This is a genomic window from Bacillus sp. BB081 (assembly GCF_008368895.1).
Lineage (GTDB): Bacteria > Bacillota > Bacilli > Bacillales > Bacillaceae_G > Bacillus_A > Bacillus_A wiedmannii.
Genome location: NZ_QOZX01000020.1, coordinates 19,227 through 45,366, shown reverse-complemented (window position 1 = coordinate 45,366; position 26,140 = coordinate 19,227). Strand labels below are relative to the sequence as shown.

Annotated in this window: 30 protein-coding genes and 2 other annotated features; of the genes, 17 read left to right on the top strand and 13 right to left on the bottom strand. The window is 36.2% G+C overall.

The window, feature by feature from the left end:
• Nucleotides 1–103 precede the first annotated feature (103 nt).
• The 4 genes from DN394_RS11730 to DN394_RS11715 all read right to left on the bottom strand — a co-directional run bounded on the left by DN394_RS11730 (nucleotide 104) and on the right by DN394_RS11715 (nucleotide 3,791).
• Nucleotides 104–1,039 (bottom strand): glycosyltransferase family 2 protein, encoded by a 936-nt coding sequence (locus DN394_RS11730; RefSeq protein WP_097917806.1) that lies wholly within the window; start codon nucleotides 1,037–1,039, stop codon nucleotides 104–106.
• A gap of 6 nt (nucleotides 1,040–1,045) precedes the next feature.
• On the bottom strand, nucleotides 1,046–1,804 hold the full coding sequence (locus DN394_RS11725) for a class I SAM-dependent methyltransferase (RefSeq protein WP_087979802.1): 759 nt from the start codon (nucleotides 1,802–1,804) through the stop codon (nucleotides 1,046–1,048).
• A 140-nt stretch (nucleotides 1,805–1,944) separates the two neighbouring features.
• The gene (locus DN394_RS11720) at nucleotides 1,945–2,790 is read right to left on the bottom strand and encodes a TylF/MycF family methyltransferase (RefSeq protein ID WP_087979803.1); all 846 of its coding nucleotides are present in this window, start codon (nucleotides 2,788–2,790) and stop codon (nucleotides 1,945–1,947) included.
• Between the two features lie 122 nt (nucleotides 2,791–2,912).
• A complete protein-coding gene (locus DN394_RS11715) occupies nucleotides 2,913–3,791 on the bottom strand; it encodes a BclA C-terminal domain-containing protein (protein ID WP_098953839.1) in 879 nt (292 codons plus the stop codon).
• 165 nt (nucleotides 3,792–3,956) lie between these two features.
• Between DN394_RS11715 and DN394_RS11710 the strand changes: the two genes are divergently transcribed.
• The 10 genes from DN394_RS11710 (at nucleotide 3,957) to DN394_RS11665 (ending at nucleotide 11,995) form a co-directional block, all read left to right on the top strand.
• Nucleotides 3,957–5,057 carry a glycosyltransferase gene (locus DN394_RS11710; protein ID WP_087979805.1) on the top strand — a complete coding sequence of 367 codons (1,101 nt, stop codon included), beginning with the start codon at nucleotides 3,957–3,959 and terminating at the stop codon, nucleotides 5,055–5,057.
• Nucleotides 5,058–5,209: 152 nt separating this feature from the next.
• A complete protein-coding gene (locus DN394_RS11705; RefSeq protein ID WP_087979806.1) occupies nucleotides 5,210–5,899 on the top strand; it encodes a class I SAM-dependent methyltransferase in 690 nt (229 codons plus the stop codon).
• The gene (locus tag DN394_RS11700; RefSeq protein ID WP_087979807.1) at nucleotides 5,896–6,582 is read left to right on the top strand and encodes a glycosyltransferase family protein; all 687 of its coding nucleotides are present in this window, start codon (nucleotides 5,896–5,898) and stop codon (nucleotides 6,580–6,582) included. Before DN394_RS11705 ends, DN394_RS11700 begins: the two co-directional genes overlap by 4 nt.
• Before the next feature lie 12 nt (nucleotides 6,583–6,594).
• Complete coding sequence (locus DN394_RS11695) at nucleotides 6,595–7,275, top strand: glycosyltransferase family protein (protein ID WP_048561505.1); 681 nt, start codon at nucleotides 6,595–6,597, stop codon at nucleotides 7,273–7,275.
• A 14-nt stretch (nucleotides 7,276–7,289) separates the two neighbouring features.
• Nucleotides 7,290–8,027: a sugar phosphate nucleotidyltransferase gene (locus DN394_RS11690; RefSeq protein ID WP_087979808.1), complete on the top strand. Its 738-nt coding sequence runs from the start codon at nucleotides 7,290–7,292 to the stop codon at nucleotides 8,025–8,027.
• Between the two features lie 8 nt (nucleotides 8,028–8,035).
• Nucleotides 8,036–8,581 carry a dTDP-4-dehydrorhamnose 3,5-epimerase gene (rfbC, locus tag DN394_RS11685; protein ID WP_087979809.1) on the top strand — a complete coding sequence of 182 codons (546 nt, stop codon included), beginning with the start codon at nucleotides 8,036–8,038 and terminating at the stop codon, nucleotides 8,579–8,581.
• 15 nt (nucleotides 8,582–8,596) lie between these two features.
• The gene (rfbB, locus tag DN394_RS11680) at nucleotides 8,597–9,568 is read left to right on the top strand and encodes a dTDP-glucose 4,6-dehydratase (protein ID WP_097994396.1); all 972 of its coding nucleotides are present in this window, start codon (nucleotides 8,597–8,599) and stop codon (nucleotides 9,566–9,568) included.
• Nucleotides 9,569–9,579: 11 nt separating this feature from the next.
• Complete coding sequence (gene rfbD / locus DN394_RS11675; RefSeq protein WP_098084879.1) at nucleotides 9,580–10,434, top strand: dTDP-4-dehydrorhamnose reductase; 855 nt, start codon at nucleotides 9,580–9,582, stop codon at nucleotides 10,432–10,434.
• Nucleotides 10,435–10,543: 109 nt separating this feature from the next.
• Entirely contained in the window at nucleotides 10,544–11,314 is a 771-nt protein-coding gene (fabI, locus tag DN394_RS11670) for an enoyl-ACP reductase FabI (RefSeq protein WP_000421885.1), read from the top strand.
• A gap of 141 nt (nucleotides 11,315–11,455) precedes the next feature.
• The gene (locus DN394_RS11665) at nucleotides 11,456–11,995 is read left to right on the top strand and encodes a spore coat CotO family protein (RefSeq protein WP_149293803.1); all 540 of its coding nucleotides are present in this window, start codon (nucleotides 11,456–11,458) and stop codon (nucleotides 11,993–11,995) included.
• 61 nt (nucleotides 11,996–12,056) lie between these two features.
• On the opposite strand, the gene exsY is transcribed toward DN394_RS11665, so the two are convergent.
• Nucleotides 12,057–12,515 (bottom strand): exosporium assembly protein ExsY, encoded by a 459-nt coding sequence (gene exsY, locus DN394_RS11660; RefSeq protein WP_001277748.1) that lies wholly within the window; start codon nucleotides 12,513–12,515, stop codon nucleotides 12,057–12,059.
• A 125-nt stretch (nucleotides 12,516–12,640) separates the two neighbouring features.
• Between exsY and DN394_RS11655 the strand changes: the two genes are divergently transcribed.
• Both DN394_RS11655 and DN394_RS11650 read left to right on the top strand, forming a co-directional pair.
• Nucleotides 12,641–13,000, top strand: coding sequence for a DUF1360 domain-containing protein (locus DN394_RS11655; RefSeq protein WP_000899655.1), 360 nt, complete (start codon nucleotides 12,641–12,643; stop codon nucleotides 12,998–13,000).
• Between the two features lie 101 nt (nucleotides 13,001–13,101).
• Complete coding sequence (locus DN394_RS11650) at nucleotides 13,102–13,287, top strand: cytochrome C oxidase subunit III (protein ID WP_149293806.1); 186 nt, start codon at nucleotides 13,102–13,104, stop codon at nucleotides 13,285–13,287.
• A 77-nt stretch (nucleotides 13,288–13,364) separates the two neighbouring features.
• On the opposite strand, the gene exsF is transcribed toward DN394_RS11650, so the two are convergent.
• The 6 genes from exsF to DN394_RS11620 all read right to left on the bottom strand — a co-directional run bounded on the left by exsF (nucleotide 13,365) and on the right by DN394_RS11620 (nucleotide 18,581).
• The gene (gene exsF / locus DN394_RS11645) at nucleotides 13,365–13,868 is read right to left on the bottom strand and encodes an exosporium protein ExsF (protein WP_149293802.1); all 504 of its coding nucleotides are present in this window, start codon (nucleotides 13,866–13,868) and stop codon (nucleotides 13,365–13,367) included.
• A 167-nt stretch (nucleotides 13,869–14,035) separates the two neighbouring features.
• On the bottom strand, nucleotides 14,036–14,506 hold the full coding sequence (cotY, locus tag DN394_RS11640; protein WP_001277699.1) for a spore coat protein CotY: 471 nt from the start codon (nucleotides 14,504–14,506) through the stop codon (nucleotides 14,036–14,038).
• 142 nt (nucleotides 14,507–14,648) lie between these two features.
• Nucleotides 14,649–16,715 (bottom strand): ATP-dependent helicase, encoded by a 2,067-nt coding sequence (locus DN394_RS11635; RefSeq protein ID WP_000191179.1) that lies wholly within the window; start codon nucleotides 16,713–16,715, stop codon nucleotides 14,649–14,651.
• A 99-nt stretch (nucleotides 16,716–16,814) separates the two neighbouring features.
• Nucleotides 16,815–17,237: a GNAT family N-acetyltransferase gene (locus DN394_RS11630; protein ID WP_000543285.1), complete on the bottom strand. Its 423-nt coding sequence runs from the start codon at nucleotides 17,235–17,237 to the stop codon at nucleotides 16,815–16,817.
• Between the two features lies 1 nt (nucleotide 17,238).
• On the bottom strand, nucleotides 17,239–17,757 hold the full coding sequence (locus tag DN394_RS11625; protein WP_000765870.1) for a YjcG family protein: 519 nt from the start codon (nucleotides 17,755–17,757) through the stop codon (nucleotides 17,239–17,241).
• Between the two features lie 92 nt (nucleotides 17,758–17,849).
• Entirely contained in the window at nucleotides 17,850–18,581 is a 732-nt protein-coding gene (locus DN394_RS11620) for an alpha/beta hydrolase (protein WP_001076844.1), read from the bottom strand.
• A 203-nt stretch (nucleotides 18,582–18,784) separates the two neighbouring features.
• Here DN394_RS11620 and DN394_RS11615 point away from each other — a divergent pair, with 203 nt between their 5' ends.
• Entirely contained in the window at nucleotides 18,785–19,696 is a 912-nt protein-coding gene (locus DN394_RS11615) for a DMT family transporter (RefSeq protein WP_097917800.1), read from the top strand.
• A gap of 75 nt (nucleotides 19,697–19,771) precedes the next feature.
• Nucleotides 19,772–20,167, top strand: coding sequence for a PH domain-containing protein (locus DN394_RS11605; protein ID WP_097917799.1), 396 nt, complete (start codon nucleotides 19,772–19,774; stop codon nucleotides 20,165–20,167).
• Between the two features lie 24 nt (nucleotides 20,168–20,191).
• On the opposite strand, the gene DN394_RS11600 is transcribed toward DN394_RS11605, so the two are convergent.
• On the bottom strand, nucleotides 20,192–20,590 hold the full coding sequence (locus DN394_RS11600; protein WP_000878718.1) for an Ig-like domain-containing protein: 399 nt from the start codon (nucleotides 20,588–20,590) through the stop codon (nucleotides 20,192–20,194).
• A gap of 163 nt (nucleotides 20,591–20,753) precedes the next feature.
• Complete coding sequence (gene putP, locus DN394_RS11595; RefSeq protein ID WP_087979816.1) at nucleotides 20,754–22,232, bottom strand: sodium/proline symporter PutP; 1,479 nt, start codon at nucleotides 22,230–22,232, stop codon at nucleotides 20,754–20,756.
• A gap of 306 nt (nucleotides 22,233–22,538) precedes the next feature.
• Nucleotides 22,539–22,776 (top strand) — a binding site (T-box leader).
• A gap of 42 nt (nucleotides 22,777–22,818) precedes the next feature.
• Nucleotides 22,819–23,063: a binding site (T-box leader), on the top strand.
• Nucleotides 23,064–23,115: 52 nt separating this feature from the next.
• Here putP and trpE point away from each other — a divergent pair.
• The 3 genes from trpE to trpD are packed head-to-tail and all read left to right on the top strand — an operon-like array spanning nucleotide 23,116 to nucleotide 26,140.
• Nucleotides 23,116–24,534 (top strand): anthranilate synthase component I, encoded by a 1,419-nt coding sequence (gene trpE / locus DN394_RS11590; protein WP_149293801.1) that lies wholly within the window; start codon nucleotides 23,116–23,118, stop codon nucleotides 24,532–24,534.
• Nucleotides 24,531–25,118 (top strand): aminodeoxychorismate/anthranilate synthase component II, encoded by a 588-nt coding sequence (locus tag DN394_RS11585; RefSeq protein ID WP_097917797.1) that lies wholly within the window; start codon nucleotides 24,531–24,533, stop codon nucleotides 25,116–25,118. Before trpE ends, DN394_RS11585 begins: the two co-directional genes overlap by 4 nt.
• Nucleotides 25,115–26,140 carry an anthranilate phosphoribosyltransferase gene (trpD, locus tag DN394_RS11580; protein WP_097917796.1) on the top strand — a complete coding sequence of 342 codons (1,026 nt, stop codon included), beginning with the start codon at nucleotides 25,115–25,117 and terminating at the stop codon, nucleotides 26,138–26,140. Before DN394_RS11585 ends, trpD begins: the two co-directional genes overlap by 4 nt.

The following is a 26,140-nucleotide window of genomic DNA, read 5'->3' as shown; positions in this document are numbered from 1 at the left end:
TCATGGTAAAAATAATATACAAGCAGACTATGCATACATTTATTCCACTATTTGTGGGAAGTCATACATCACGAGGAAGGAATAGCTCCTCCCTTGTGATGGACTATATTGCACGGAGCTCTTTTGTAATGATATTTAAACAATAAGAAAGTCGTGCATGTGTATTTTTATCTGGAATGAGGTTTGGAAATAGATCGTAAAATTTGATCGCATTTTTATACCATCCGTAAGCTCTTATCAAACCTTTTTTATAATATTTGGCGTCTTGTAAGAAACCATACTTTTTCGAGGTTAAAACGAGCTGAGAAAAATCTTCACAGCCCTCAAGGAATTTGTGACGTACTTGCTGTCCAGTATGAAGACGGAATGAACTTAAGGGCTCAGTTATATACATCGCATCACCTTTTGAAAGTAAACTTATCCAAGAGGCCATATCAACACTACAACCATATTTTCTGCCATTTAAAGTGCCGAAAGGTTCCGTTAATAGGCTTTTTCTAAAGAGTACGATTGTAGGCTCACCGATAATATTTTGTCCTGCCATAAGCATACGGTTTCCAAAATCTTTCCCATTTAGTAGAGTATCTTCATCATATAATTTTTTCATGGAGGGATGTTGTTCAATTATATCTCCATTATCATCAATCCAAGTGCGATAGGATGTGATAAGTGCGAGATTTTTATTGAGGTCTTGTTGGAAATAAAACATCATTTTTTCGATTTTATTATTATAAAATGTATCATCGTCCATTAAGAAATTTATGTACTCTCCATTTGACTGTTCTAAGAGCATAAGGGCGTTATTAAATTGTCCTAGAGTAGAGGCATTTCGAATGTATGTTATATGTTTATGCTTATGTAAATAATGTCTGTATATTAATTTTTCTGTTTCATTATTTGTACTATCGTCCCCTACAATAATTTCAATATTTGAATACGTTTGCGCTAAAGCACTTTCTAAAGCAATTTTAAAATAATGTGGTCGATTATAGGTGGGAATAAGGATGGAAACGAGAGGCGGATTTTTTATATTATTCATATACAACTACCTTTCAGAAGTTTTTTGTGTAAGAATAATATCTTGATAACTTGTGTGTTCAGTTCTGCTACACCATGAACCATAATGAGGGGGGGACTGTATTTCTAGCCCATATTTATTTAATAGGGTACGAATATCTTCCTCAGGATAGGCAACTGCGAAATTAGGGATATCTTTATTTAGAACATAACAATTGTCAATTTGATGATAAAAACCTAACGTACTTAGTCCTGTATTTAAGTAATAGGATGATTCAGGGTTAATTAAAAAGAAAGTAATAAAACATCTCCCATCTTTTTTCAGAACTCGTGAAATCTCGCATACGTAATGTTCTAATTCTTTCGGAAGGAGATGGGTAAATACAGACGTTAAAAAAATAAAATCGAATGATTCATCTTCATATGGAAACTTGTATTGGGAAGCATCTTCTTTTCCATCGGGATTGTAGAATTGATTATATATATCGACATGTTCAAAATGGAAATTGTTACGGCGTGTAGAAATGTTATTTTTGCACCATGTAATTCCCGCATTGAATAAGTCAAATCCATAATAAGTACCTTCATCGCTTAAATAATTCATTAATGGAACCGCCATTCGGCCAATGCCACAGCCTACATCTAACACTGTTTCATTTGATTTTAAATTGCCAATTTCAATAAAATACTGCATAAACTCTTTTCCAACTTCTTCAAAATTACCACCTACATATTGAACGAGTTCTGGGGGTGGAATTAATGTGATTTTTTTCTCGTTTTCATTCATACATTCACTCCGTCCTTTTAGTAAAGTAGGGGATTTCTATTGTATATATAAGTTAATCATTTATAGTGAGGGGAACTTTACACAATTAGTTCTTATGAATAAGTAGTGTAATAGAACCCCTCAAAAAATAAAATTACATTCTATTCTTTTCGCCAATAAATACCGAAATCATCAATCTTAGTAATAGGAGCTTTTAAGTTTCTTTCATTTCTGAAATCTGTTACAGCCTCTGCGCATGTTACCAATCCGTAATCATCAATAATAATATAGCCGCCTGTTGAAACTTTATCGTATAAGTTTACAAGACTATCCATCGTTGATTCATACATATCACCATCAAGGCGAGCAATTGCAATTTTTTCTACCGGTGCTGAAGGCAAGGTATCTTTAAACCAACCCTTTAAAAATTTCACCTGATCATTTAATAAATCGTATTTTCTAAAGTTTTCTTGCACTGTTTCTAAAGAAACTCGTAAGTAATCGAATGTGTGCAAATAATCACCGTAATCTTTCGGATATTGTTCTAAGTTAGGTGCTGGCAGACCTTCAAACGAATCGGCAACCCACACAGTACGATCCGTAATGTTGTTTGCTTGTAAAAAACCATTCATAAAAATGCATGATCCTCCGCGCCATACACCCGTTTCAATAAAATCACCTTCTATATTTTCCTTTACAACAGTTTCCATCGCCTCATGCAATTGATTCATACGTTTTCGACCAACCATACTGTGTGCTGCTCTTGGCCAATCCTTGCCACCTTGACGCTCACTTTTTGAAACGCTAGGATCAACGATTTTCAAATTGTGATTTTCTACGTATTGCTTAAGAAATAAAGGAAGTGGAACTGTAACTGGTTCATATGATAGCTCTTTAGATATATGTAGCGAAGCAGGTAAGTATGGTTCGTATTCTAACCATATTTCAAATAAAATTGTTTTCTTTAATAACTCGAGATAAAGCTGGATAGCTGATTTATTTTCCATATAAGTTCCTCCTGCGGAATGTCATACAACATTATGACTATGTAGAAAAGAAAGATTTAATGATTGAATTTACCAATGAAAAAGCAGTAAAACTGATATCAGTCTTACTGCTAAGTGCAAAATTAAGCTATTTTTTCAATAATAATTGATGCACTTGTACCAAGAGCTAGTGATAATCCAATTCCTGTAACAACTGCTTCAACGAGCGATGGTGTTGTAGTAATTTGTGTAATGGCTTGGATAACGATAGGAGCTCCAAGTGAAATTAAGCTTGTGCCTGCACCTGGTACAGGAATTCCATTAACTTGAATTCCAAGACTTCCTAATAAACTTACTGCCGCTGTATAAGCAATAACAGTAATTTTATAGAAACCAGTTTCACTAATTACGAAAGTATCGGCATCCATTTGAGAAATTGCCGTACCAAACTGAGATCCAACGGTATTAAATGGTACTGGATCATTAATCCCAAGAGCCAAAGAAACTGTAGCTGAGTTAAAGGCATACAATCCTGCTGGAAGTCCTAAGCCAGAAGGTCCAGTTGGTCCAGTTGGCCCAGTTGGTCCAGTCGGCCCGGTTGGTCCAGTCGGTCCGGTAGCGCCAGTCGGTCCAGTCGGTCCAGTCGGTCCAGTCGGTCCAGTAGCACCAGTTGGTCCGGTAGCACCAGTTAGTCCAGTCGGTCCAGTCGGTCCAGTTAGCCCAGTTGGTCCAGTCGGTCCAGTTAGCCCAGTCGGTCCAGTCGGCCCAGTCGGTCCAGTCGGTCCAGTCGGCCCAGTCGGCCCAGTCGGTCCAGTTGGTCCAGTCGGTCCAGTTGGTCCAGAAGGTCCAGTTGGTACAGTTGGCCCAGTCGGCCCAGTTGGTCCAGTCGGTCCAGTCGGCCCGGTTGGAAGGGTAAACGGTGGTATTGGTGGTAATGTTGGTCCTACAAGATTAGGGTCAAATGCACTAGCTGATAAAGATTCATCGGGATTTAATCCATCTGAATAATTATTATTTGACATAAATTCACCTCCATAAAGCGTTCATTATATAGTAGATGCAAAACCGGAAGAAAATGACACGGACATTTGAATTATTGAAAAGAAATCTTAAACTGCTTGTGCAAGTTAAAAAAGTGGAAAGTTTATTGTATGTATAACATATGATTGATTTGGAAGAGGGTGATTATGTTGAACAAGCAAGGAATTACAATTAGTTTATGTATGATTGTTCGAGATGAGGAAGATACAATTGGTCGATGTTTAGACGCAGTAGAAAAAATCGTTGATGAAATTATTATAGTTGATACAGGTTCCATTGATCGAACGAAAGAAATTGTAGCTCAATATACCTCTAACATATATGACTTTCCATGGATTAATGATTTTGCGGCAGCTAGAAATTTTTCTTTTTCAAAAGCAACGCAAGAATATATATTATGGCTAGATGCTGATGATGTGTTATTAGAAGATGCTCAAGAGGCATTGAAGCTATTAAAAACAGAATTAGATTCTAATGTGGATGCTGTTTCGATGCCTTATCATCTTGTAATGGATTCTAATGGGAAACCTTTATACTGTACAAAAAGATATCGGCTTGTAAAGCGGGAAAAAGAATTTCAATGGTTTGGAAAGGTGCATGAGTATTTAGCTATTTTTGGTGAGATTTTTAATAGTAATGTTGCGATTACACATAAAAAAGAAAAGAAAGTAACGAACCGCAATTTGAAAATTTTTCAGGATGCTGTAGCAGCTGGAGAAGAATTGAGTCCGAGAGATTTATTTTATTACGCGAATGAATCTATGGATAATCAAAAATACGATGATGCAGTTTTACTTTATGAAACATTTCTTAATCAAGATGAAGGTTGGTATGAAGAGAAAATTTATGCATGTGGTAAATTAGGGGATTGCTATGCAAAGCTTGGAATGTGGGAGAAGGCAGTTGAATCTTGTGTAAAGTCATTTCGGTATGATGTCCCTAGAGGAGAGAATTGTACAAGAATAGGATATATATATATGGATCAACAAAAATACAATGAAGCAATTTTTTGGTTTAAACTTGCAACAGAAGTGACAATGGCAACAGAGAGTCCTTTTCACAGTCCAGCTAGCTACACATGGATTCCCTATTTACAAATGTGTATTTGTTATAGCAAGTTAGGCGAGCAAGATAAAGCTTATTATTACAATGAATTAGCAGCTGCTTATGTTCCAAATAATGCTGCAATTGAATATAACCGCAAATATTTTCGGAGTGTTTTTGATAAACAATATAAATCGTTATAGGTTGCATTTTTCTAGAAATGATGTATCACGATTCTAACTCTAATAGATTGGCTATATAGTAAAGTATCGGCAATGTAACCAGTACTGGTTACATCTATAGACTTTAGATGAGATTTATATTTCAAATTCAATTTGCATAAGGAGTGTGTAAAATGAATTCCCCAAAAAATTCTTTATACGAAGAAAAGTCCGGGCATTATTATAATGCAGTGAATCCGAATTTATTAAAGCATATAAAAAAGGAATGGAAAGAAGTTCTTGATATAGGTTGCTCGAGTGGTGCATTGGGAGCTGCCATAAAAGAAAATGGCACACGTGTATCTGGAATTGAGGCATTCCGAGAGGCGGCAGAACAAGCAAAAGAAAAACTAGATCATGTTGTTTTAGGCGATATAGAAACAATGGATATGCCGTATGAAGAGGAGCAATTTGATTGCGTTATATTTGGTGACGTATTAGAGCATTTATTTGATCCGTGGGCTGTAATAGAAAAAGTAAAACCATATATAAAGCAAAATGGTGTAATTTTGGCTAGTATACCGAACGTTTCACACATTTCAGTATTAGCTCCCTTACTTGCTGGGAATTGGACGTATACAGAATATGGTTTATTAGATAAAACACATATTCGTTTCTTTACATTTAATGAAATGCTACGAATGTTTTTAAAAGCAGGTTATTCAATTAGTAAAGTAGATCGTGTATATGTTGATCATAAAATGTATGAACCGCTTATCGAGGAGTTATATGGAATTTGTAAAAAATATCGTCTTGGAAGTGGGTTCATGGCTGAGACGGTTGTATTTCAATACATTATTGAAGCAGAAAAATCACAATTATGAGTACGGCAGATAAAACAATATTATTTGTTACGTGTATAAATGATCGGAAAATGTATGCACAATGTGCGCGACATATATTACAATTGCCAGTTCCTCCAGGATATACTATACAGTTTATGCCGATTCGGAATGCGAAAAGTATGACGAGCGGATATAATCAAGCAATTTCGCATCCAGCAAAATATAAAGTGTATATACATCAAGATGTTTTCATTGTAAATGTAGGATTTTTATATGGATTACTGCAATTGTTTCAGGAACATGAACATCTTGGAATGATTGGTATGATTGGAGCCCAATATGTTCCTCCAAATGGAATATGGAATGTAGGCAGAGGAGTTGTTGGAAAAGTCATCGGTTATATGAATGATTTATTTTATATGGCCAGTCAAGAAAAGCCGTACCATGAGTCAAAAACATTTATGCCAGTTGAATGTATTGACGGTTTATTAATGGCAACGCAATACGATATTCCGTGGCGTGAAGATTTGTTTGATGGGTTTGACTATTATGATGTGTCTCAATCATTTGAATTTAGAAAAGCAGGCTATACAGTTGGGGTTCCTGTACAGCGTGATGCGTGGTGCATTCACTATCATATAGATGTAAATATGACCAACTATGAAAAGTATAGAAAGATATTTGTGGAGCACTATATGTCAGATGTAAGTCAAGACGAATAGAGGGGCTACAAAATGAAAGATCATACGATATTAGTCGTTGTTTGTATAAATAATGAAGAGCTATTTGAACAATGCGAGAGACAAATACGAAACCTTTTTGTTCCCCCTGGTTATGTCGTACAAATTTTTCCGATACGAGATGCGAAAAGTATGGCAAGTGCATATAACCGAGCACTTTCATATCCCGCGAAGTATAAGGTTTATATACATCAAGATACTTATCTTATTAATCGTGAGATGTTTTATACACTTATTTCTCTTTTTAAAGATAACGAAAAACTTGGTTTAATTGGCGTAGCTGGTGCTCAATTTTTACCGAGTAACGGGATATGGTGGGAAGGAAAAAATTTAGTAGGGAAAGTGATTGAATACAGAAGACGGAATTATCAATTATTAAATTTGGATCAGCTGTTTTATGAGAATCAATCATTTATGTCAGTTCAGGCAATTGATGGATTATTAATGGCCACACAATATGATATTCCATGGCGAGAAGACTTGTTTCAAGGATTCCACTTTTATGATGTGTCGCAATCTTTAGAGTTTCAAAAGGCGGGTTATTTAATTGGTATCCCTAATCAAGCGAATTTATGGTGCATTCATTACAACGGGGATGAGTTTGATGCGGATACATATGAGAAGTATCGGAAAGTGTTTGTAGAACATTACAAAGATATACTATCTCCATCATAAGGGAGAGATGCAGGATGAAAGGAATTATTTTAGCAGGTGGAACTGGATCGAGATTATATCCCATAACGAAAGTAACGAATAAACATTTGCTTCCTGTTGGACGTTACCCAATGATTTATCATGCGGTATATAGGCTAAAACAATGTGAGATTACAGATATTATGATTATTACAGGTAAAGAGCATATGGGAGATGTTGTTAGTTTTTTAGGGAGCGGTCAAGAGTTTGGCGTGTCCTTTACGTATCGTGTGCAAGATAAGGCTGGCGGAATTGCACAAGCATTAGGGCTTTGTGAGGATTTCGTTGGGAATGATCGCAGTGTAGTTATATTAGGAGATAATATCTTTTCTGATGACATTCGTCCGTATGTTGAAGAGTTTGCAAATCAAAAAGAAGGTGCGAAAGTACTGCTGCAATCTGTAGATGATCCGGAGAGATTTGGTGTAGCAAATATTCAAAACCGAAAAATAATTGAAATTGAAGAAAAGCCGAAAGAGCCGAAAAGTTCCTATGCAGTTACAGGGATTTATTTGTATGATTCGAAAGTTTTTTCTTATATAAAAGAATTAAAACCTTCTGCAAGGGGAGAACTTGAGATTACAGATATTAATAATTGGTATTTAAAACGAGGGGTACTTACTTATAATGAAATGAGCGGTTGGTGGACTGATGCGGGAACTCATAATTCTCTTCAAAAGGCGAATACGTTAGCGCGGGATATAAACTTTGGTAAACAGTTTAACGGAGAATAGGTGAGAATATGAAAGTTGTAGAAATAAACTTTACCGACGCAAAATTGTTAGAACCGAGGTTGTTTGGAGATGAGCGTGGCTTTTTTACTGAAAGTTATAATAAGAAGGTGCTAGAAACATTAGGGGTTACGTACTCGTTTGTGCAGGATAATGTTTCTTATTCAGCAGAAGCGGGAACGATTCGGGGATTACACTTTCAAAAAAATCCGAAAGCTCAAACGAAACTTATTCAAGCTATGCAAGGAGCAATCTATGACGTTATCGTTGATTTGCGAAAAGATTCACCAACGTTTAAACAGTGGAGAGGATATATTTTAAGCGCGGATAACCATCGGCAATTGTTAGTGCCAAAAGGATTTGCACATGGTTTTTGTACACTTGTACCGCATACTATTGTTATGTATAAAGTAGATGAGTATTATAGTGCCGATCATGACTCAGGGGTACTTTGGGAAGATAAAGAATTAGCAATTCCATGGCCGGTAACAAATCCTATTTTGTCTGACAAAGATCGAATATTACCGTTACTTCAGGAATGTGAAGATAGCTTTTGAGTAGGAGAGTTGTTTATGAATATATTAGTAACAGGTGGGGCTGGATTTATTGGAAGTAACTTTGTTCATTACATGTTACAAAGCTATGAAACATATAAAATTATTAATTACGACGCATTAACATATAGCGGGAATTTAAATAATGTGAAGTCTCTTCAAGGGCATCCTAATTACTCTTTTGTAAAAGGGGAAATTCAAAATGGAGAGCTGCTAGAGCATGTCATAAAAGAGCGAGACGTCCATGTGATTGTAAATTTCGCAGCTGAATCACATGTGGACCGTAGTATTGAAAATCCGATCCCTTTTTATGATACAAATGTAATTGGGACAGTCACATTATTAGAATTAGTAAAAAAATACCCACATATTAAACTCGTGCAAATATCAACAGATGAGGTGTACGGCTCTTTAGGGAAAACAGGTCGATTTACCGAGGAAACTCCATTAGCTCCAAATAGTCCATATTCTTCAAGTAAAGCGAGCGCCGACATGATAGCTTTATCTTATTATAAAACATATCAATTACCAGTTTTAGTAACGCGTTGCTCCAATAACTATGGGCCGTATCAATATCCTGAAAAACTAATTCCATTAATGGTTACGAATGCGCTGGAAGGGAAAAAATTACCGTTATATGGCGATGGATTAAATGTAAGAGATTGGTTACATGTAACGGATCATTGTAGTGCGATTGATGTTGTTCTGCATAAGGGACGTATAGGAGAAGTATATAATATAGGTGGAAATAATGAAAAAACCAATGTAGATGTTGTGGAACAAATTATTTCTCTCTTAGGAAAAACGAAAGAAGATATTGCGTATGTTACAGACCGTTTAGGGCATGATCGTCGTTATGCGATTGATGCACAAAAGATGAAGAATGAGCTCGGGTGGGAACCGCAGTATACGTTTGAACAGGGGCTAAAAGAAACGGTGGAATGGTATAAACATCATATAGAATGGTGGAAACCATTAAAAGAAAAATAAGGGGCATATAAATGAAAGAACGGATTATCATAACGGGAGCAAATGGTCAATTGGGAAAGCAACTACAAGAAGAGTTAAATCCTGAAGAATATGACATATATCCATTTGATAAAAAGTTACTAGATATAACAAATATATCCCGAATGCAGCAAGTGGTACAAGAAATAAGGCCACACATAATTATTCATTGTGCAGCGTATACGAAGGTTGATCATGCCGAGAAAGAACAAGATCTTGCTTATGTAATAAATGCAATAGGGGCTCGAAATGTAGCGGTTGCTTCACAATTAGTAGGGGCGAAATTAGTTTATATTAGTACCGATTATGTATTTCAAGGTGACAGACTAGATGGCTATCATGAGTTTCATAATCCATCACCGATAAATGTATACGGGGCTTCTAAGTATGCGGGAGAGCAGTTTGTCAAAGAGTTACATAATAAATATTTTATCGTTCGAACATCGTGGTTATATGGTAAGTATGGAAACAATTTTGTGAAAACGATGATGCGGTTAGGAAAAGAAAGAGCAGAATTATCTGTTGTAGCGGATCAAATTGGTTCTCCTACTTATGTGGCGGATTTAAATGTGATGATTAATAAGCTCATTCACACTTCTTTATACGGTACGTATCATGTATCAAATAGAGGTTCATGTTCTTGGTTTGAATTTGCAAAAAAAATATTCTCGGATGCAAATATGAAAGTGAATGTATTACCTGTTTCAACCGAAGAATTTGGATCGGCGGCAGCGAGACCGAAATATTCTGTTTTCCAACATAACATGCTACGATTAAATGGTTTTTCACAAATGCCTTCTTGGGAAGAAGGATTAGAGCGGTTTTTTATAGAAACAAAAAGTCATTAACAAAATTTAAGTTAATGACTTTTTTGTTTGCCTTTAAGAGGTTTTATGGTACTATAATTATAGTATCAGGTACTAATAACAAGTATAAGTAATTCTGGGAGGATATATCATGGAACTATTACAAGGGAAAACATTTGTTGTTATGGGCGTTGCGAACCAAAGAAGTATTGCGTGGGGAATTGCTCGCTCTTTGCATAATGCAGGTGCAAAATTAATATTCACATATGCAGGAGAACGTTTAGAAAGAAACGTTCGTGAATTAGCGGACACATTAGAAGGACAAGAATCACTTGTATTACCTTGTGATGTAACAAATGATGAAGAACTTACAGCTTGCTTTGAAACAATCAAGCAAGAGGTTGGTACAATTCACGGTGTTGCACACTGTATTGCTTTTGCAAATCGTGATGATTTAAAAGGTGAATTTGTAGATACTTCTCGCGATGGATTTTTACTTGCACAAAATATTAGTGCATTCTCTTTAACAGCTGTAGCAAGAGAAGCGAAGAAAGTAATGACAGAAGGCGGAAATATTTTAACGTTAACATACCTTGGCGGCGAGCGCGTTGTGAAAAACTATAACGTTATGGGTGTTGCGAAAGCTTCATTAGAAGCGAGCGTAAAATATTTAGCTAACGATTTAGGCCAACACGGCATTCGCGTTAACGCTATTTCTGCAGGACCAATTCGTACGTTATCTGCAAAAGGCGTAGGCGACTTTAACTCAATTTTAAGAGAAATTGAGGAGCGCGCACCACTTCGTCGTACAACAACTCCAGAAGAAGTTGGGGATACGGCAGTATTCTTATTCAGTGATTTAGCACGAGGCGTAACAGGAGAAAACATTCACGTTGATTCAGGGTATCATATCCTAGGATAAATATAATATTAATTTTTAAAGGACAATCTCTAAATGTTGAGATTGTCCTTTTTATTTGTTCTTAGAAAGAACAATTTTTAACGAAAGTTCTTACCACGTTATGAATATAACTATAATAGTACACAATTTATTCAGCTACGTATGGAAGTGGGAGGGACGAGTGTGAAGAATAAAAATAAAAGTTCAACAGTTGGAAAACCGTTGTTATATATTGCGCAAGTAAATTTGGAACTTGCTGCACCGAAAATAAAAAGAATTATCTTAACAAACTTTGAAAATGAAAATCGAAAAGAGGAAAGTAATAGAAACGAAAATATTGTAAGTAGTGCTGTGGAAGAGGTAATAGAGCAACAAAAAGAGCAACAAGTAGAAGAAAAAATAGAAGAAGAGGAACAAGTACAAGAGCAGCAAGAGCAACAAGAGCAGCAAGAGCCAGTGAGAACTGTCCCATATAATAAATCATTTAAGGATATGAATAATGAAGAGAAGCTTCATTTTTTATTAAACCGCCCTCATTATATTCCGAAAATAAGGTGCAGAATAAAAACAGCTACAGTCTCATATGTTGGATCAATCATATCGTATCGTAATGGAATTGTAGCTATTATGCCGCCAAATAGTATGCGAGATATTAAGTTGTCTATAGATGATATCCAATCGATTAGTATGGCCGGCTTTTAAATATGTAAAGGTGGTAGAAAATCTTCTACCACCCCAATAGTTTTTTAGTTTACTTAACTTATTAGATAGAAACGTCGCGTAAGCACTGAATCGCACAGAAACAGCTTAAATCTACAGTGATACAAGTAGATGTCGATACTAATCTTGCATTTGGTACAGCTAAAAACGTACAAATTGGATCGTCACCAGGCGGTACAGGAGAACCGTCACCTAATACTACAGTTAACACACGTAAGACAGCACAGCTATCATCATCTACGCTTTCCACACGGAAAATTGGAGATCGGCAGCTAGTAAGGCTTGCAGATGGTGCAAATGCTTCAAAAGGTTCTCCAGTTTTTGTGTATAAAATAAAAGGGCGTGTATTTGCTACTGATGCAGTGTTGTGTGCACCTAAAAATGGAATTTCACAACCAGATCCACACGTTGTTGTAGAACAATCTTGTAATTCATTGATGAATTTTACAACGTCAACTACACAATGAGAAGAGCTATGGTGTTTATTTTCGTTACAACTCATTAATGTCACTCCTTATCTTCTTGTTTGTATTTACATTAATAAGATATTGGAGTCGAGGAGATTTGGTCACAATCTCAAGACCTTTTTTTTTAAATAGGCGAAAGAAGATAAGGGAAGGTGGAATCATGCTGTTTACAAGCTGGCTTTTATTTTTTATTTTTGCGTTAGCTGCCTTTAGGCTCACTCGTTTAATTGTTTATGATAAAATTACAGCCTTTTTGCGAAGACCGTTTATTGATGAGTTAGAGATTACAGAGCCAGATGGAAGTATATCAACTTTTACAAAAGTAAAAGGTAAAGGATTAAGAAAGTGGGTTGGCGAATTATTAAGCTGTTATTGGTGTACAGGTGTATGGGTTAGTGCTTTTTTATTAGTTTTATATAATTGGATTCCTATCGTTGCAGAGCCTTTACTTGCATTATTAGCTATTGCAGGAGCAGCGGCAATCATTGAAACGATTACAGGATATTTTATGGGAGAATAATATATTTTCATAATACGAGAAAAAGCGGAGTTTAAAAGAATGAGGGAACGGAAATAAAGAGTTGTTCATATAGTGAATAGACAGAATTGACAGTAGAGGAGATGTTTGCTGTGAGTAATAGTCCAAGGCAAAATTCATATGACCTGCAGCAATGGTATCATATACAGCAACAACACCAAGCGCAACAACAGGCATACCAAGAACAATTACAACAACAAGGATATGTGAAGAAAAAGGGATGTAATTGCGGGAAAAAGAAGAACACAATAAAACATTATGAAGAATGAAACACTCATATTACTGTGAGTGTTTTTTATTATAAATATAAAAAGCGGTATTTCTAATGAAGAAATACCGCTTTTTACTAGCTAATTTGTGCAACTGTTAATGCTGCGGCACGGATGTCTACAGTTCCAATTAACTGAACTGGCACAATTTGAATTAAGTCACCAGGGTTTAAGTTAATAAGAATAACACCGCTGGATACGTCTACTTCACCAGTACCAATAACATTAGAACGAACCGCTGTACCTGATCCAGGAATAATATTTGCTGGTGTATTTAATGATAAGAAGAAACGACCAGCTTCTGGCGCGGTAGGTACGTTATCAAGACTAATCGTTAATGTATAACTGATTTGATAAATACCAGCTCGTAGAATTCGGATGCCATCTCCGACACTTACTGTATCATTTATTACAGGAACAGTAATATTTGGGTTTGGACTTACGCTAGGTAATAGTAGTGGTGTAAATAATGAAGCAAACTGAGGTGCAGACGCGTTGAAAGCAAAACCGAAGGCAGGTAGTATACTAGCTGGTTTTGCCTCACAATCGATTTTAGTAAATTCGCAATCAGAAGAGAACATGTTTTTCACTCCTTTATCTGTTTCTACTTTCAGTTAATGAAAAGGACAGGTTCTATGTTCTAGACAAGTTCCCAATTTTATGAAAAATACATAATAATAGCTTTTAAGCATGGATTGGGTGGCAGAAAACTCTGCCACCCAATCCATGCTTAAATTAATATTTAGTTTTATATAGAAACATCACGTAAGCATTGAATAGCGCAGAAACAACTTAAATCAACAGTAATACAAGTAGATGTCGACACTAGCCTTGCATTTGGTACAGCTAAAAACGTACAGATTGGGTCGTCACCAGGTGGTACAGAGGTACCATCACCTAAAACTACAGTTAATACACGTAATACAGCACAGTCATCATCATCTATACTTTCTACGCGGAAAATGGGAGATCGGCAACTAGTAAGGCTTGAAGATGGTGCAAATGCTTCAAAAGGTTCTCCAGTCTTTGTGTATAAAATAAAAGGACGTGTATTCGCTACTGACGCATTGTTATGTGCACCTAAAAATGGAACTTCGCAACCGGATCCACATGTTGTAGTTGCGCATTCTTGTAATTCATGTATAAAACGAACGACATTCGATACACAGTTGAAATCACAATCATGGTGATGATGGTCTTCGTTACAATTGCAGCTCATTATGTTCACTCCTTATCGTGAGTTCTGACATACACTATTACAATATGAATGAGATATGGTTGATATTACGTTAATTCTTACGATAAAAGCAGGGAATTTATATAGTAGGGATGTACATAATGCAATATAAAAAAAGACATCCTTATTTAGTGGATGTCTTTTCAGGTAAATCTTTTCGCGCAGTATATAAAAAACGAGATATATCTAATTTTTTTCCTCTAAAAAATTGCGGAGAGGAAATGTAAAGTTCTTCTTTCGCACGTGTAATTGCGACATAAAGTAGTCGACGTTCTTCTTCTAAAGCTTCAGAAGTCTCTGTAACACGATCATTTGCATCTTTTAAAGAAGAAGTATGGGGAAGAATACCATCGCTCGCTCCAAGTAAAAAGACGCATGGAAATTCAAGGCCTTTTGCGTTATGAATAGACATAAGCGAAACAGCATTTTTTTCCGGCATTGTTTTTAATGCTTCCATTTCTTTTTGACCTTGAATTGCTTCATCAATAAATTGTAAATAAGCTGGAATATCGCTGAAACGAGTTGCTGACTCCATTAATTCTTCTAACATTTCTTCTTGTATATCTTTATGCATCGTAAAGGAAGAACGATCGTTACTTTGTAAGTACTCTAAATACTTTCCTTTACCATGAATAATTTCTTTTAATGCTTTTTTCGGTTCTAATTCTTTTATAAATTTAATAAAATCGATACGCTCATTTACCTTTTTTACTTGAAAAGGTTTTAAGCTCGGATTTAATAATAAGAAATGAAGAAGAGAAGGGAACCGCCCCTCACCATATTTCCATTGTTCACGTTCAATAAATGAAATACAATCATCACGCCCGATATACATAGTTGGCAATATATTTGAAAGTGATTCTAGTCGAAACGGTTCAATCACCAGTCTTAAATGATCTAATACAGGCTTAATTAAAGAATGTTCATAAAATGATTGACTCGCCCCGTGCTTAATAAACGGGATTTTGTGAATTGTAAGCTGATCAAGTAACGAACGGCTTACAGAATGTGTGCGATACAGTAAACAAAAATCTTTAAAGTTGCGTTCGCCGCTATCTACTTTTTCTTGAATGAGCTGCAAAATTTGATTTGCTTCATCAAGAGTCGTAGCAGGTCTTGCGTAAAAAGGTTGTACACCTTCTTCACGCACAGAATATAGCTCTTTATCAAAACGCTCCTGATTTAGTTTGATAACTTCATTTCCAAGCCCAACGATAAAAGGATTGGATCGATAATTCGTATTAAGTGCGATAATCGTAGTGTTATCAAATTCTTTTGGAAAAGATAAAATAATTTGGTGACTGGCTCCTCGCCAGCCATATATCGCCTGATCGTCATCACCTGCGATAAATAAATTATTTCTTGGCGTGGCTAACAATTTTACAATTTCATATTGTGCATACGATGTATCTTGGAACTCATCTACTTCAATATAGTGGAAACGTTGTTGTAATTGGGTAAGCAAAGGAACGTTATTTTCTAACATATAATATGTTTCTAATAAGATGTCATCGAAATCAATATAATTATATCGTTGTTTTACTTCTTCAAAACGCTCGTATACTTCTTTAAATTCTTGTTCAACGGGTGTTTTTGCTTTTATATCTTTCGGACGATTCAATTTGTTTTTCTCAAGTGAAATCATAGCGAGCATTGTTTCAGCATCATAATCGTCTTTTAGACGCAATTCTTTCAAGATTTTCTTTATCATAATTTGTTTATGTTTTTCGTTTGCTAAAATTTGCTGATTATATCCTTGACTACGAAGCAATTTTAAAAAGACAGAGTGGAATGTACCAGCAACAACGTAGCTACTTGCAGCACGATTCATACCTGGTAAATTTGCTACACGGTTTCGGATTTCTTCAGCTGCTTTTTGTGTAAATGTAAGCAATAAAATATTTCGTGGATGAACTTGTTTTACATTTACTAAATAACCTACGCGGGTTGTTAAAACAGATGTTTTCCCGCTTCCGGCACCAGCCAATGTAAGGACAGGCCCTTCTGTCGTTCGCACAGCCTCTAATTGTTTTTCATTTAAAAAAACATTTTGTTGTTCGAGAGCGCGAAAATACGCCGCATCTGCATCTTCTTCCATAATTAAATGGGTAGATGTTTTCGGAATATGATATGTTGCACGCGGAATGTCAGCGTGCGTTAATGATTTTTGTGAAAATTTTTCTTGTGTCATATATTCACCTTCAAAACTATAGCATCAACATTTAACTTTAGCGGAAGAAAAAGAAAATAGCAATGTAAAAAACAGGAGGGGATACCTCCTGTTTTCAAATTACAATTCTTTTATCATAACGATGTGAGGAATATTTGCTTCCATGAATACATCAGAATTCGTTACATATCCAAGTTTCTTATAGAAATCTTCAGCATGTGTTTGGGCATGCAGCTTTAATTTTGGTAGCGAATTTTCATTAGCATACGCTTCAAGTGCATCCATAACAATTTTTCCAATGCCTTTTTTACGATGGGAAGCTAGTACGCAAATGCGTTCCATTTTTCCTATTCCATCCAGTATGCGAAAACGACCAGCACCAACTGGAACATCATTATCATATATAACAACGTGTGTTGAAGTTTCTTCAAACTCATCATACTCTTCGTCAGCAGAAACTTGTTGCTCATTCACAAATACTTGCTTACGTACAGAGAATGCATCTCTTAGTTGTTCGTCCGTTTGTACGATCTGTGCGTGCAAATTAGTTGTTCCCCTTTCCAAGGTGGAATGTTTCGTATACAGTCCACGTTCCGTTTTCTAATTGATATAGAAGATGGAAGCGATCAATTGGTTGTTCATAATAGAAATCTTTCATACGTAATCGACCTAATACATCAGCATGCTCTGCATCGGATAAGCCTTGTCCGATTGTTAAATGAGGTACGAAAGCGTACTCGCGTTCTTGTATAAAGAATTCGCTATGCATCTCCTCATTTAAGAAAGTAAGTTCAGGTGTTTTTTCTACTTTAAAATAAAGAACATTATTAACAGGTGCGAATGAACCAACTTTTCCGACATGAAGGGTGAAAGGGTTCGTTTTACTTGCGATTGTATGTAACTCTTTTACAATCGATTCTAATTGTTCATCTTGCGTCTCAAAGGGTGTTTTCAATGTAATATGTGGCGGAACTAATGCGTAGTGCGGATCATAACGTTTACGCAATCCGTTCGCTTTATCTTGAATCATTTTAGATGGAAAAATTACAATGCCTAATTTCATGTTCCAATTCCTCCCTTTGTAAGTCTAGTTAGATTTTGAGAAAATAACTCTCTTAATCTATTATATCAAATTATTCTGAATACTGCTCTCTATTATTTCATTGATAGAATATGAGAGAAAGCTTTCGGTAAATCAGTCTGCCAATATTTCCACGTGTGGTTACCTTCGAATTCTTCGTAATGCGTGATGAAATTTCTATCTGTCAGAAGCGTATTGAGCTCACGGTTCGGCCCAACGAAATCGGATACTTGTCCATCAGTGCGTTTTACAGCTGTTTCTTCTGTCCCAATGACGTGATAAAGGTCTAGCGCCTCCGGATTTTTAAAGTCTTTTGCTAAGTTCATCACTGTTTCATCCACAAATGGTGATTGCATAACGACTTTACCGAATGTATGCGGATACATAAGTGCAGTCATGAAGGAAACTGTCCCGCCAAGAGAATCACCAATTAACACACGACCTTTTCCCATTTGGTACGTTGGATAATTTTCATCGATATATGGTGCAAGTTCATGAGCAAGGAAACGAATATACGCAGCGTTTTTCACTTCATTTGGGAAATATTTTTCTTTACGATCGTGTACATTTTTATATGGAATACCGACAATAATTGTACGGTCAATTTCTTCAGTTTCACGAAGGCGCTCAATTACACGGTGCGCTTTACCAAGCTGAAAATAATCTCTACCATCTTGTGCAATTACAACTGTATGTTTGTGCAGTGGTGTGTAATTTACCGGTAAGTAAACGAGAAGTGTAACATCTTCTTGAAGTGATGCGCTATAAAATGAAATTTCTTCAATTCTCCCTATTGTTTGATTCATGTAGATCCCCCTAAATAAAAATTTACTGTAATGATTGTAAGAGCGACGCTTGTAGTGAAAAAGAAAGAAATATTCACTAATAGGTGCTTTCGTTTCTATTTTACCATAATGGTACGAAGAATCTAAAAAATTAGTATTTAAGTTGTGAAAGAAAACGGATATAATGAAGTGGGATTTTTGACAGGTGAGAGGGGAGACGGAATTTGAAACAAGAAAGATCAATCGCGCTACCATTAGCAATTTCCATTATAGCCATTTCATTCGCAGCAGTTTTTGTAAAGATGTCCTCAGCGCCATCTTCAATATTAAGTATGTATCGATTATGGATTATCGTACTTATTATGCTGCCTATCGTTTGGAAAAAACGGGAAGAGTTTAGTAAGATTCAAATAAAAGATTGGGGATTTTTAATTGGATCTGGTTTCTTTTTAGCGCTTCATTTTCTTTTGTGGTTTGAATCTTTAAAGCATACGACAGTTGCTAGTTCGACGATTATTTTAGCGCTTCAACCAATCGTATCTTTAGTTGGAGGTTTTTTCTTATTTAAAGAAAGAACAACATACTCAGCCATTGCGACAATGGGAATAGCGATACTAGGCGTAATGTGTATTGGGTGGGGAGATTTAGGGTTAAGTGAACAAGCGATTTATGGAGATATATTATCCTTTTTAAGTGTCATAGCGGTTGTTGGTTATTTATTTATCGGGCAAACAACAGTAAAGAAAGTATCACACTGGATTTATAGCTTTACAGTTTTTGCATTCGCAGGTATTTTTATGGGGATTTATAATATAGTATTGCAAGTGCCTTTTACAGGTTATACGAAGTGGGATTGGACTGTTTTTCTTTTACTTGCGGTTGTGCCGACAGTGTCACACGTCATTAATAATTGGTTATTAAACTACGTAAATGCAACAACAATTTCAATGAGTATTTTAGGTGAACCAGTTGGAGCATCTATATTAGCGTTCTTCTTACTCGGTGAAAGACTAAATGCCATGCAAATTATCGGTAGCATGCTCGTATTGTTTGGTGTATCTGTTTTCTTACTACAGCAACAAAAACGAACAGCAAAAAATGTAGTAAACGAGCCGGCTTATACACAGGAAATATAATGTTAGAGGAGAAAAGAGAAGTTGTGATACTTCTCTTTTTGTTTTACAGAAATATAAGGGAGGAAGGGAAATTTAATGGAATTTCCATCAAAAAAAGATATATGGTTATATCCGATTTTTTTCGTTGTCATTGGAGCGTGTTTTGCCCCCTTATTTGCAGGGAGAGAGTATTTTCTTTTATTTTTTACAATTCCATTAGCCATATTATTTATTTGGAGTTGGTTTTCGACAAGATATATCGTCGGAGAAGAAACAATTACTATTAAATCAGGTTTCGTTAAAAAGCGCATATTTATACGAGATATAAAACAGATTTCAAATACGAAAAATCCAGTAGCAGCTTATGCCTTATCATTTGATCGACTTGAAATTATTTATGGATCACATCAAACAGAAATTATTTCTCCTAAAGATAAAGAGCAATTCATCAATCTCGTTACAAGTAAAAATTCATGCATTGAAACAAAGTAAAAGAGTGGCTTCGTAGCCACTCTTTTACTTTGGATTTGTCATATAAGGTTGTACATGAATCATGCATAGGTCACGGAACTTTCCTTCAGCAGTTGTGACAATTACGACTGCTCTTCCGGCACTTTTTCCAGTAATCGTTACCGTATCACCTTTTGGATACATTGTGATAACATCAGCATTCATATTTGTCCAAATAAGTTCTTTATTCGTTGCTTGCACTGGCAAAACGGAAGCTGATAACTCAGTGCTTTGTCCAGTTCTTACTTTCAACTTATTTTTTTCCATATGAACACCAATGACTGAAATAACAGAAGGAGCGATTGAAATTTTAGGTGGTTTAGGTTGTATGTTCAAACAAGACGCAGAAGTATTTGTAATAGGTGAAAATTTTCGTGTTTGTTGTTGCTGGAAAGCTGCTAACATGTTGGAGTCCCCTTTCTGTATAAGTGCTGATAGTAATACTATAAAGGAGTAGTGTTATGTTTAATTTAACGAAACATAAAGAAATTGTTAAATTCGAGTAGAAGATTGTCGAACTTTCATAAAAAGAAAGCTCTGCTGATACGATAACAGCAGAGCTTTTCCTTTATAGATTATGACTATGTTGTTTTTCGAAATCCTCAAATTGCTCTTCAATTTCTTTTGAAGGTTGCGTTAGTAAACTAACAATTACGATTACTAGTAAACTAATAGTGAAACCAGGAATCATTTCATATAAGAATTCTTTTAAGAATTTGAATTGAGTCCAAATAATGACTGTAGCGGCACCAGAAACCATACCAGCAAGTGCGCCCCACTTCGTCATACGTTTCCAATATAAGCTTAATAAAATAGCAGGTCCGAATGAAGAACCAAATCCAGCCCAAGCGTATCCAACAAGAGCTAAAATCGTATCATTTTGTTTAAACGCTAATGCGCACCCAACTAATGCAATAACAAGTACAGCCATACGACCGACAAATACAAGTTCTTTATCAGAAGCAGAACGTTTAAAGAATGTACGATATAAATCTTCTGTTATAGCACTAGAAGTAACGAGTAACTGAGATGAAATTGTACTCATAACCGCTGCTAAAATCGCTGCTAATAAAAATCCAGTAATAAGTGGATGGAATAAAATAGTGCCAAGTTCAACGAAAATCGTTTCTGGATCAGAAAGTTTTAAACCTGCTTTTGAATAGTATGCAATACCGATAAGGCCAGTAAACATAGCTCCAGCAACAGAGAAAATCATCCAGCTCATACCAATGCGTCGTGCGCTTTTAATTTCTTTTACAGAAGAAATCGCCATAAAACGTACGATAATATGTGGTTGTCCAACATAACCAAGGCCCCATGCGAATAATGAAATAATTCCTAATACAGAAGTGCCTTTAAAAATATCTAATAATGCCGGATCGATAGATTTAATTGTTTCAAATGCTGGACCAAGTCCATTTACGTGCATAATTGTTACGACTGGAACAAGAATAAGAGCGACTACCATAATGATTCCTTGCACGAAGTCTGTCCAACTTACAGCTAAAAATCCACCAAATAATGTGTAAGCTACGACAACTCCACCAACGATAAGAAGACCAACATGGTAATTGAGTCCAAATGAATTTTCGAATAATACAGCGCCAGAGACAAATCCTGAAGCTACATAAAACGTGAAAAATATCATAATAACAAGTCCAGATACTAGGCGTAACATATGGGATTTGTCGTGGAAACGGTGTTCCAAAAATTCTGGGATAGTAATAGAGTTGTTTGCAATTTCAGAGTAGGTACGTAAGCGAGGAGCGACATAAAGCCAGTTTGCGTATGCGCCTAGTGTTAGGCCAATCGCAATCCAACTACTACTTAATCCAACGCTAAACATTGCACCGGGTAATCCCATTAAAAGCCAACCACTCATATCAGCTGCTCCAGCACTTAATGCTGTTACTGCGGGGCCTAGTGTACGCCCGCCAAGCATATAATCTGTTAAGTTGGACGTTCGTTTATAGGCGAAATAGCCAATTACTAACATCCCGAGCATGTAAATAGAGATAGAAGTTAAAGTTAACATCTGCGTACTCATGTAGTTCCCCTTCCTTTTGTCATGTCTTTTGATGCGTTATGCATATTTATAATCTATCATGATTATTCTGAAAAATCCATACAGAAATACGAATTTTCAGAAATGTAAGCGTTTTTTGACATCGTTTTATTTTTTTAATATATAATATTCATGCAAAAAACCTTATTTTTAATAGAGTATTTATTATATTTACATAAAAAGAGGTTGTTTTGTCAATATAATATTGAAAGGAGAGAAAAATAAAATTCTTTTAAAAGTATTGACTTATGAAAAAAGTTAAGTCTATAATGAGTGCAACTTAAAAAAATGCAAGCGTTGATGAAGAAGAGTACACATGATGAACATGTCAGAGAGCTGATGGTTGGTGCGAATCAGTATGGGATTGATGTGGAATGGGCTTCGGAGCTTCCAAACCGAAACGAAAGAAGTAGGCTTTGGCGACATGATCTCATCGATACAAGAGACACGTATTGTTTTTGATACGGTAAAGTGCGTTACATTCGTAACGAATTAAGGTGGCACCACGGGAGTACCCGTCCTTTCTATAGGATGAGTACTCCCTTTTTGTGTACAAAAAATTAAATAAATGAAATCGTTTAAGTAAGAAGAGTACGTATATTGGAGACGTTACAGAGAGCCGGGGATAGGTGGGAGCCCGGTGCGGTGCCATATACGGAATGGGCTTACGAGAGGTATGCTGAACAATTATTTTCAGTAGGCAACCCGGGTTCCGCCGTTACAAGGATAAGGTATATATTTTGTACCTGAATAAAGCGGGATGCTTTTGCGTCCAACATGAGGTGGTACCACGGTAAATTTATCGTCCTCTACATATTTTCGATATGTAGGGGACTTTTTTATTTTTCAGATTGAGGTGAAAGGCATGATGACAAAAGAGGAATTTATGAAGCAAAAAGAACAGGGAAGAGCATTTTTAGTAATCGCTGAAGAAGAAGGAGATAGCATTACGCCAATTTCTTTATATAGACGTATGAAAGGAAAGAAAAAGTTTTTATTAGAAAGTTCGCAGCTTCATCAAGATAAAGGACGCTATTCTTACTTAGGATGTAATCCATATGGTGAAGTGAAAAGTGTTGGTACGGAAGTAGAACGAACGATTTACGGCCAAACAGAAAAGCTGCAAAGTAACGTACTACAAGTGTTAGAAGAAGTAATCGCGTCAGCACAAGTAGACAGTCCATTTCCATTTTGCGGAGGAGCAGTTGGTTATATTGGCTATGACGTCATTCGGCAATATGAAAACATTGGAGCAGATTTACACGATCCATTGAATATTCCGGAAGTACACCTTTTACTGTACCGTGAGTTTATCGTGTATGACCACTTACGCCAAAAATTATCATTTGTATATGTATGCAGGGAAGACGATTCAGCTTCTTATGAAGAAGTATATGAAAGATTGCAAGTATACAAAGAGGAAGTATTACAGGGAGAAGAATCTGAAGTAACTGAAATAAGATCAACATTATCATTTACTTCTTCAATAACTGAAAAAGAATTTTGCGTGATGGTAGAAACGGCGAAAGAACATATAAGAGCCGGGGACATATTCCAAGTCGTACTGTCACAGCGTTTGCAAAGTGAATGTATTGGGGATCCATTCGCGTTATACCGAAAACTTCGAATTGCCAATCCGTCACCATATATGTTTTATATCGATTTTCAAGATTATGTTGTACTCGGTTCTTCGCCGGAAAGCTTGTTATCAGTTAGAGAAGATAAGGTGATGACGAATCCAATTGCGGGTACGAGGCCGAGAGGGAAAACGAAGGAGCAAGATGCGGAAATTGAAAAAGAACTGTTAGAAAATGAGAAAGAACGAGCGGAGCATATGATGCTTGTAGATCTTGGGCGAAATGATATTGGCAGAGTAAGTGAAATTGGATCCGTGACGATAGATAAATATATGAAAGTAGAAAAATACTCTCATGTTATGCACATTGTATCTGAAGTTTACGGAACATTGGGAAAACGAATGAGTGGATTTGATGCATTAGCGTATTGCCTACCAGCAGGAACAGTGTCAGGAGCTCCGAAAATTAGAGCGATGGAAATTATAAACGAGCTAGAGAATGAAAAAAGAAATGTATACGCAGGTGCAGTTGGATACGTTAGTTTTTCAGGGAATCTTGATATGGCGCTCGCCATTCGAACGATGGTTGTAAAGGATGAAAAAGCATACGTTCAGGCAGGAGCGGGAATTGTTTATGATTCAGACCCAGTAGCTGAATATGAAGAAACGTTAAATAAAGCGAGAGCACTATTGGAGGTAATGAAATGATTGTACTAATTGATAATTACGATTCATTCACATATAACTTGTATCAACTGTTAGGTGAATGCGAGGAAGGAATTGTTGTCGTAAGAAATGATCAAATAACGATAGAACAGTTAGAAGGGATGAATCCAACAGGAATTGTGCTATCACCAGGACCAGGGAAACCAGAGGATGCTGGCATTTGTATCGAAGTGATTCGTCATTTTTATAAGAACGTTCCCATATTAGGTATTTGCCTTGGTCATCAAGCAATTATATCAGCATTTGGAGGAGACATTGTAAGAGCAGGACGCATTAAACACGGTAAAACATCACGTGTAAAACATAATGGAACTTCAATCTTTTCATATGTAACACAGCCATTAACGGCGATGCGCTACCATTCCCTTGTTGCAGCGCAAACGAGCTTGCCAGAGTGTTTTGACATACTAGCGACAGCGATGGACGATGGAGAAATTATGGCAGTTCGTCACAATTATTATCCGCTATTCGGATTACAGTTTCATCCGGAATCAATCGCGACAGAAGAAGGTGGAAAGTTAATACGTGCCTTTTTAACAGAAGTGAAGGAGGAGGAAAGAGTATGAATAACTATCTTCGTAAATTAGTGGAAGGACAACATTTAACAGAAGAGGAGATGTATAGAGCAGGGCTTCTTTTATTAAATGAAAACATATTGGAGAGTGAAATTGCAGCTTTCTTAGTATTACTGAAAGCGAAAGGTGAAACAGCAGAAGAAATATACGGCCTTGTTCGAGCTCTTCGTGAAAAGGCATTACCGTTTTCGAACCATATACAAGGAGCGATGGACAATTGTGGGACGGGTGGTGACGGTGCCCAAACGTTTAATATTAGTACAACATCGGCATTTGTACTCGCAGGAGCTGGCGTAAAGGTTGCAAAACACGGTAACCGTGCTGTATCTAGTAAAACAGGAAGTGCAGATTTATTAGAAGAACTCGGTGTAAATATTAGCAGTACGCCAAAAGAAATTGATTATTTATTAGAGCATGTCGGCATCGCATTTTTATTCGCGCCAGCGATGCATCCAGCATTAAGACGCATTATGAAAATAAGAAAAGAATTGAATGTACCGACGATTTTTAACTTAATTGGTCCTTTAACAAATCCGGTAAATTTAGAAACACAATTTGTCGGCATTTATAAACGAGATATGTTACTACCAGTTGCGCAAGTATTACAGAAACTAGGCAGAAAACAAGCGCTTGTCGTAAACGGAAGTGGATTTTTAGATGAAGCATCATTACAAGGAGAGAATTATGTTGTCATTTTGAAAGATAATGAAATAGTAGAAACGAGTATTGAACCTAAGAAATATGGTTTCTCAATAGTGAAAAACGAAGAGATTAGAGGCGGGGATTCGAAAGAAAATGCAAAGATTACGCTCGGAGTATTAAGCGGAGAAAAGAATGTTTACCGCGATACAGTTTTATTAAATGCAGGTCTAGCCCTTTTTGCAAATGGAAAAGCAGAAACGATCGAAGAAGGAATTACACTAGCGGCATATAGCATTGACTCTGGAAAAGCATTAGCCAAACTAAACTTATTAATTGCAGCAAGTAATGAAAAATTAGAAAGGGTGAATTAA

Coding starts and splice junctions, on each gene's coding strand:
- DN394_RS11730 (WP_097917806.1), bottom strand. CDS start 1,039: ATGAATAATATAAAAAATCCGCCTCTCGTTTCCATCCTTATTCCCACC.
- DN394_RS11725 (WP_087979802.1), bottom strand. CDS start 1,804: ATGAATGAAAACGAGAAAAAAATCACATTAATTCCACCCCCAGAACTC.
- DN394_RS11720 (WP_087979803.1), bottom strand. CDS start 2,790: ATGGAAAATAAATCAGCTATCCAGCTTTATCTCGAGTTATTAAAGAAA.
- DN394_RS11715 (WP_098953839.1), bottom strand. CDS start 3,791: ATGTCAAATAATAATTATTCAGATGGATTAAATCCCGATGAATCTTTA.
- DN394_RS11710 (WP_087979805.1), top strand. CDS start 3,957: ATGTTGAACAAGCAAGGAATTACAATTAGTTTATGTATGATTGTTCGA.
- DN394_RS11705 (WP_087979806.1), top strand. CDS start 5,210: ATGAATTCCCCAAAAAATTCTTTATACGAAGAAAAGTCCGGGCATTAT.
- DN394_RS11700 (WP_087979807.1), top strand. CDS start 5,896: ATGAGTACGGCAGATAAAACAATATTATTTGTTACGTGTATAAATGAT.
- DN394_RS11695 (WP_048561505.1), top strand. CDS start 6,595: ATGAAAGATCATACGATATTAGTCGTTGTTTGTATAAATAATGAAGAG.
- DN394_RS11690 (WP_087979808.1), top strand. CDS start 7,290: ATGAAAGGAATTATTTTAGCAGGTGGAACTGGATCGAGATTATATCCC.
- rfbC (WP_087979809.1), top strand. CDS start 8,036: ATGAAAGTTGTAGAAATAAACTTTACCGACGCAAAATTGTTAGAACCG.
- rfbB (WP_097994396.1), top strand. CDS start 8,597: ATGAATATATTAGTAACAGGTGGGGCTGGATTTATTGGAAGTAACTTT.
- rfbD (WP_098084879.1), top strand. CDS start 9,580: ATGAAAGAACGGATTATCATAACGGGAGCAAATGGTCAATTGGGAAAG.
- fabI (WP_000421885.1), top strand. CDS start 10,544: ATGGAACTATTACAAGGGAAAACATTTGTTGTTATGGGCGTTGCGAAC.
- DN394_RS11665 (WP_149293803.1), top strand. CDS start 11,456: ATGGAAGTGGGAGGGACGAGTGTGAAGAATAAAAATAAAAGTTCAACA.
- exsY (WP_001277748.1), bottom strand. CDS start 12,515: ATGAGTTGTAACGAAAATAAACACCATAGCTCTTCTCATTGTGTAGTT.
- DN394_RS11655 (WP_000899655.1), top strand. CDS start 12,641: ATGCTGTTTACAAGCTGGCTTTTATTTTTTATTTTTGCGTTAGCTGCC.
- DN394_RS11650 (WP_149293806.1), top strand. CDS start 13,102: ATGTTTGCTGTGAGTAATAGTCCAAGGCAAAATTCATATGACCTGCAG.
- exsF (WP_149293802.1), bottom strand. CDS start 13,868: ATGTTCTCTTCTGATTGCGAATTTACTAAAATCGATTGTGAGGCAAAA.
- cotY (WP_001277699.1), bottom strand. CDS start 14,506: ATGAGCTGCAATTGTAACGAAGACCATCATCACCATGATTGTGATTTC.
- DN394_RS11635 (WP_000191179.1), bottom strand. CDS start 16,715: ATGACACAAGAAAAATTTTCACAAAAATCATTAACGCACGCTGACATT.
- DN394_RS11625 (WP_000765870.1), bottom strand. CDS start 17,757: ATGAAATTAGGCATTGTAATTTTTCCATCTAAAATGATTCAAGATAAA.
- DN394_RS11620 (WP_001076844.1), bottom strand. CDS start 18,581: ATGAATCAAACAATAGGGAGAATTGAAGAAATTTCATTTTATAGCGCA.
- DN394_RS11605 (WP_097917799.1), top strand. CDS start 19,772: ATGGAATTTCCATCAAAAAAAGATATATGGTTATATCCGATTTTTTTC.
- DN394_RS11600 (WP_000878718.1), bottom strand. CDS start 20,590: ATGTTAGCAGCTTTCCAGCAACAACAAACACGAAAATTTTCACCTATT.
- putP (WP_087979816.1), bottom strand. CDS start 22,232: ATGAGTACGCAGATGTTAACTTTAACTTCTATCTCTATTTACATGCTC.
- trpE (WP_149293801.1), top strand. CDS start 23,116: ATGATGACAAAAGAGGAATTTATGAAGCAAAAAGAACAGGGAAGAGCA.
- DN394_RS11585 (WP_097917797.1), top strand. CDS start 24,531: ATGATTGTACTAATTGATAATTACGATTCATTCACATATAACTTGTAT.
- trpD (WP_097917796.1), top strand. CDS start 25,115: ATGAATAACTATCTTCGTAAATTAGTGGAAGGACAACATTTAACAGAA.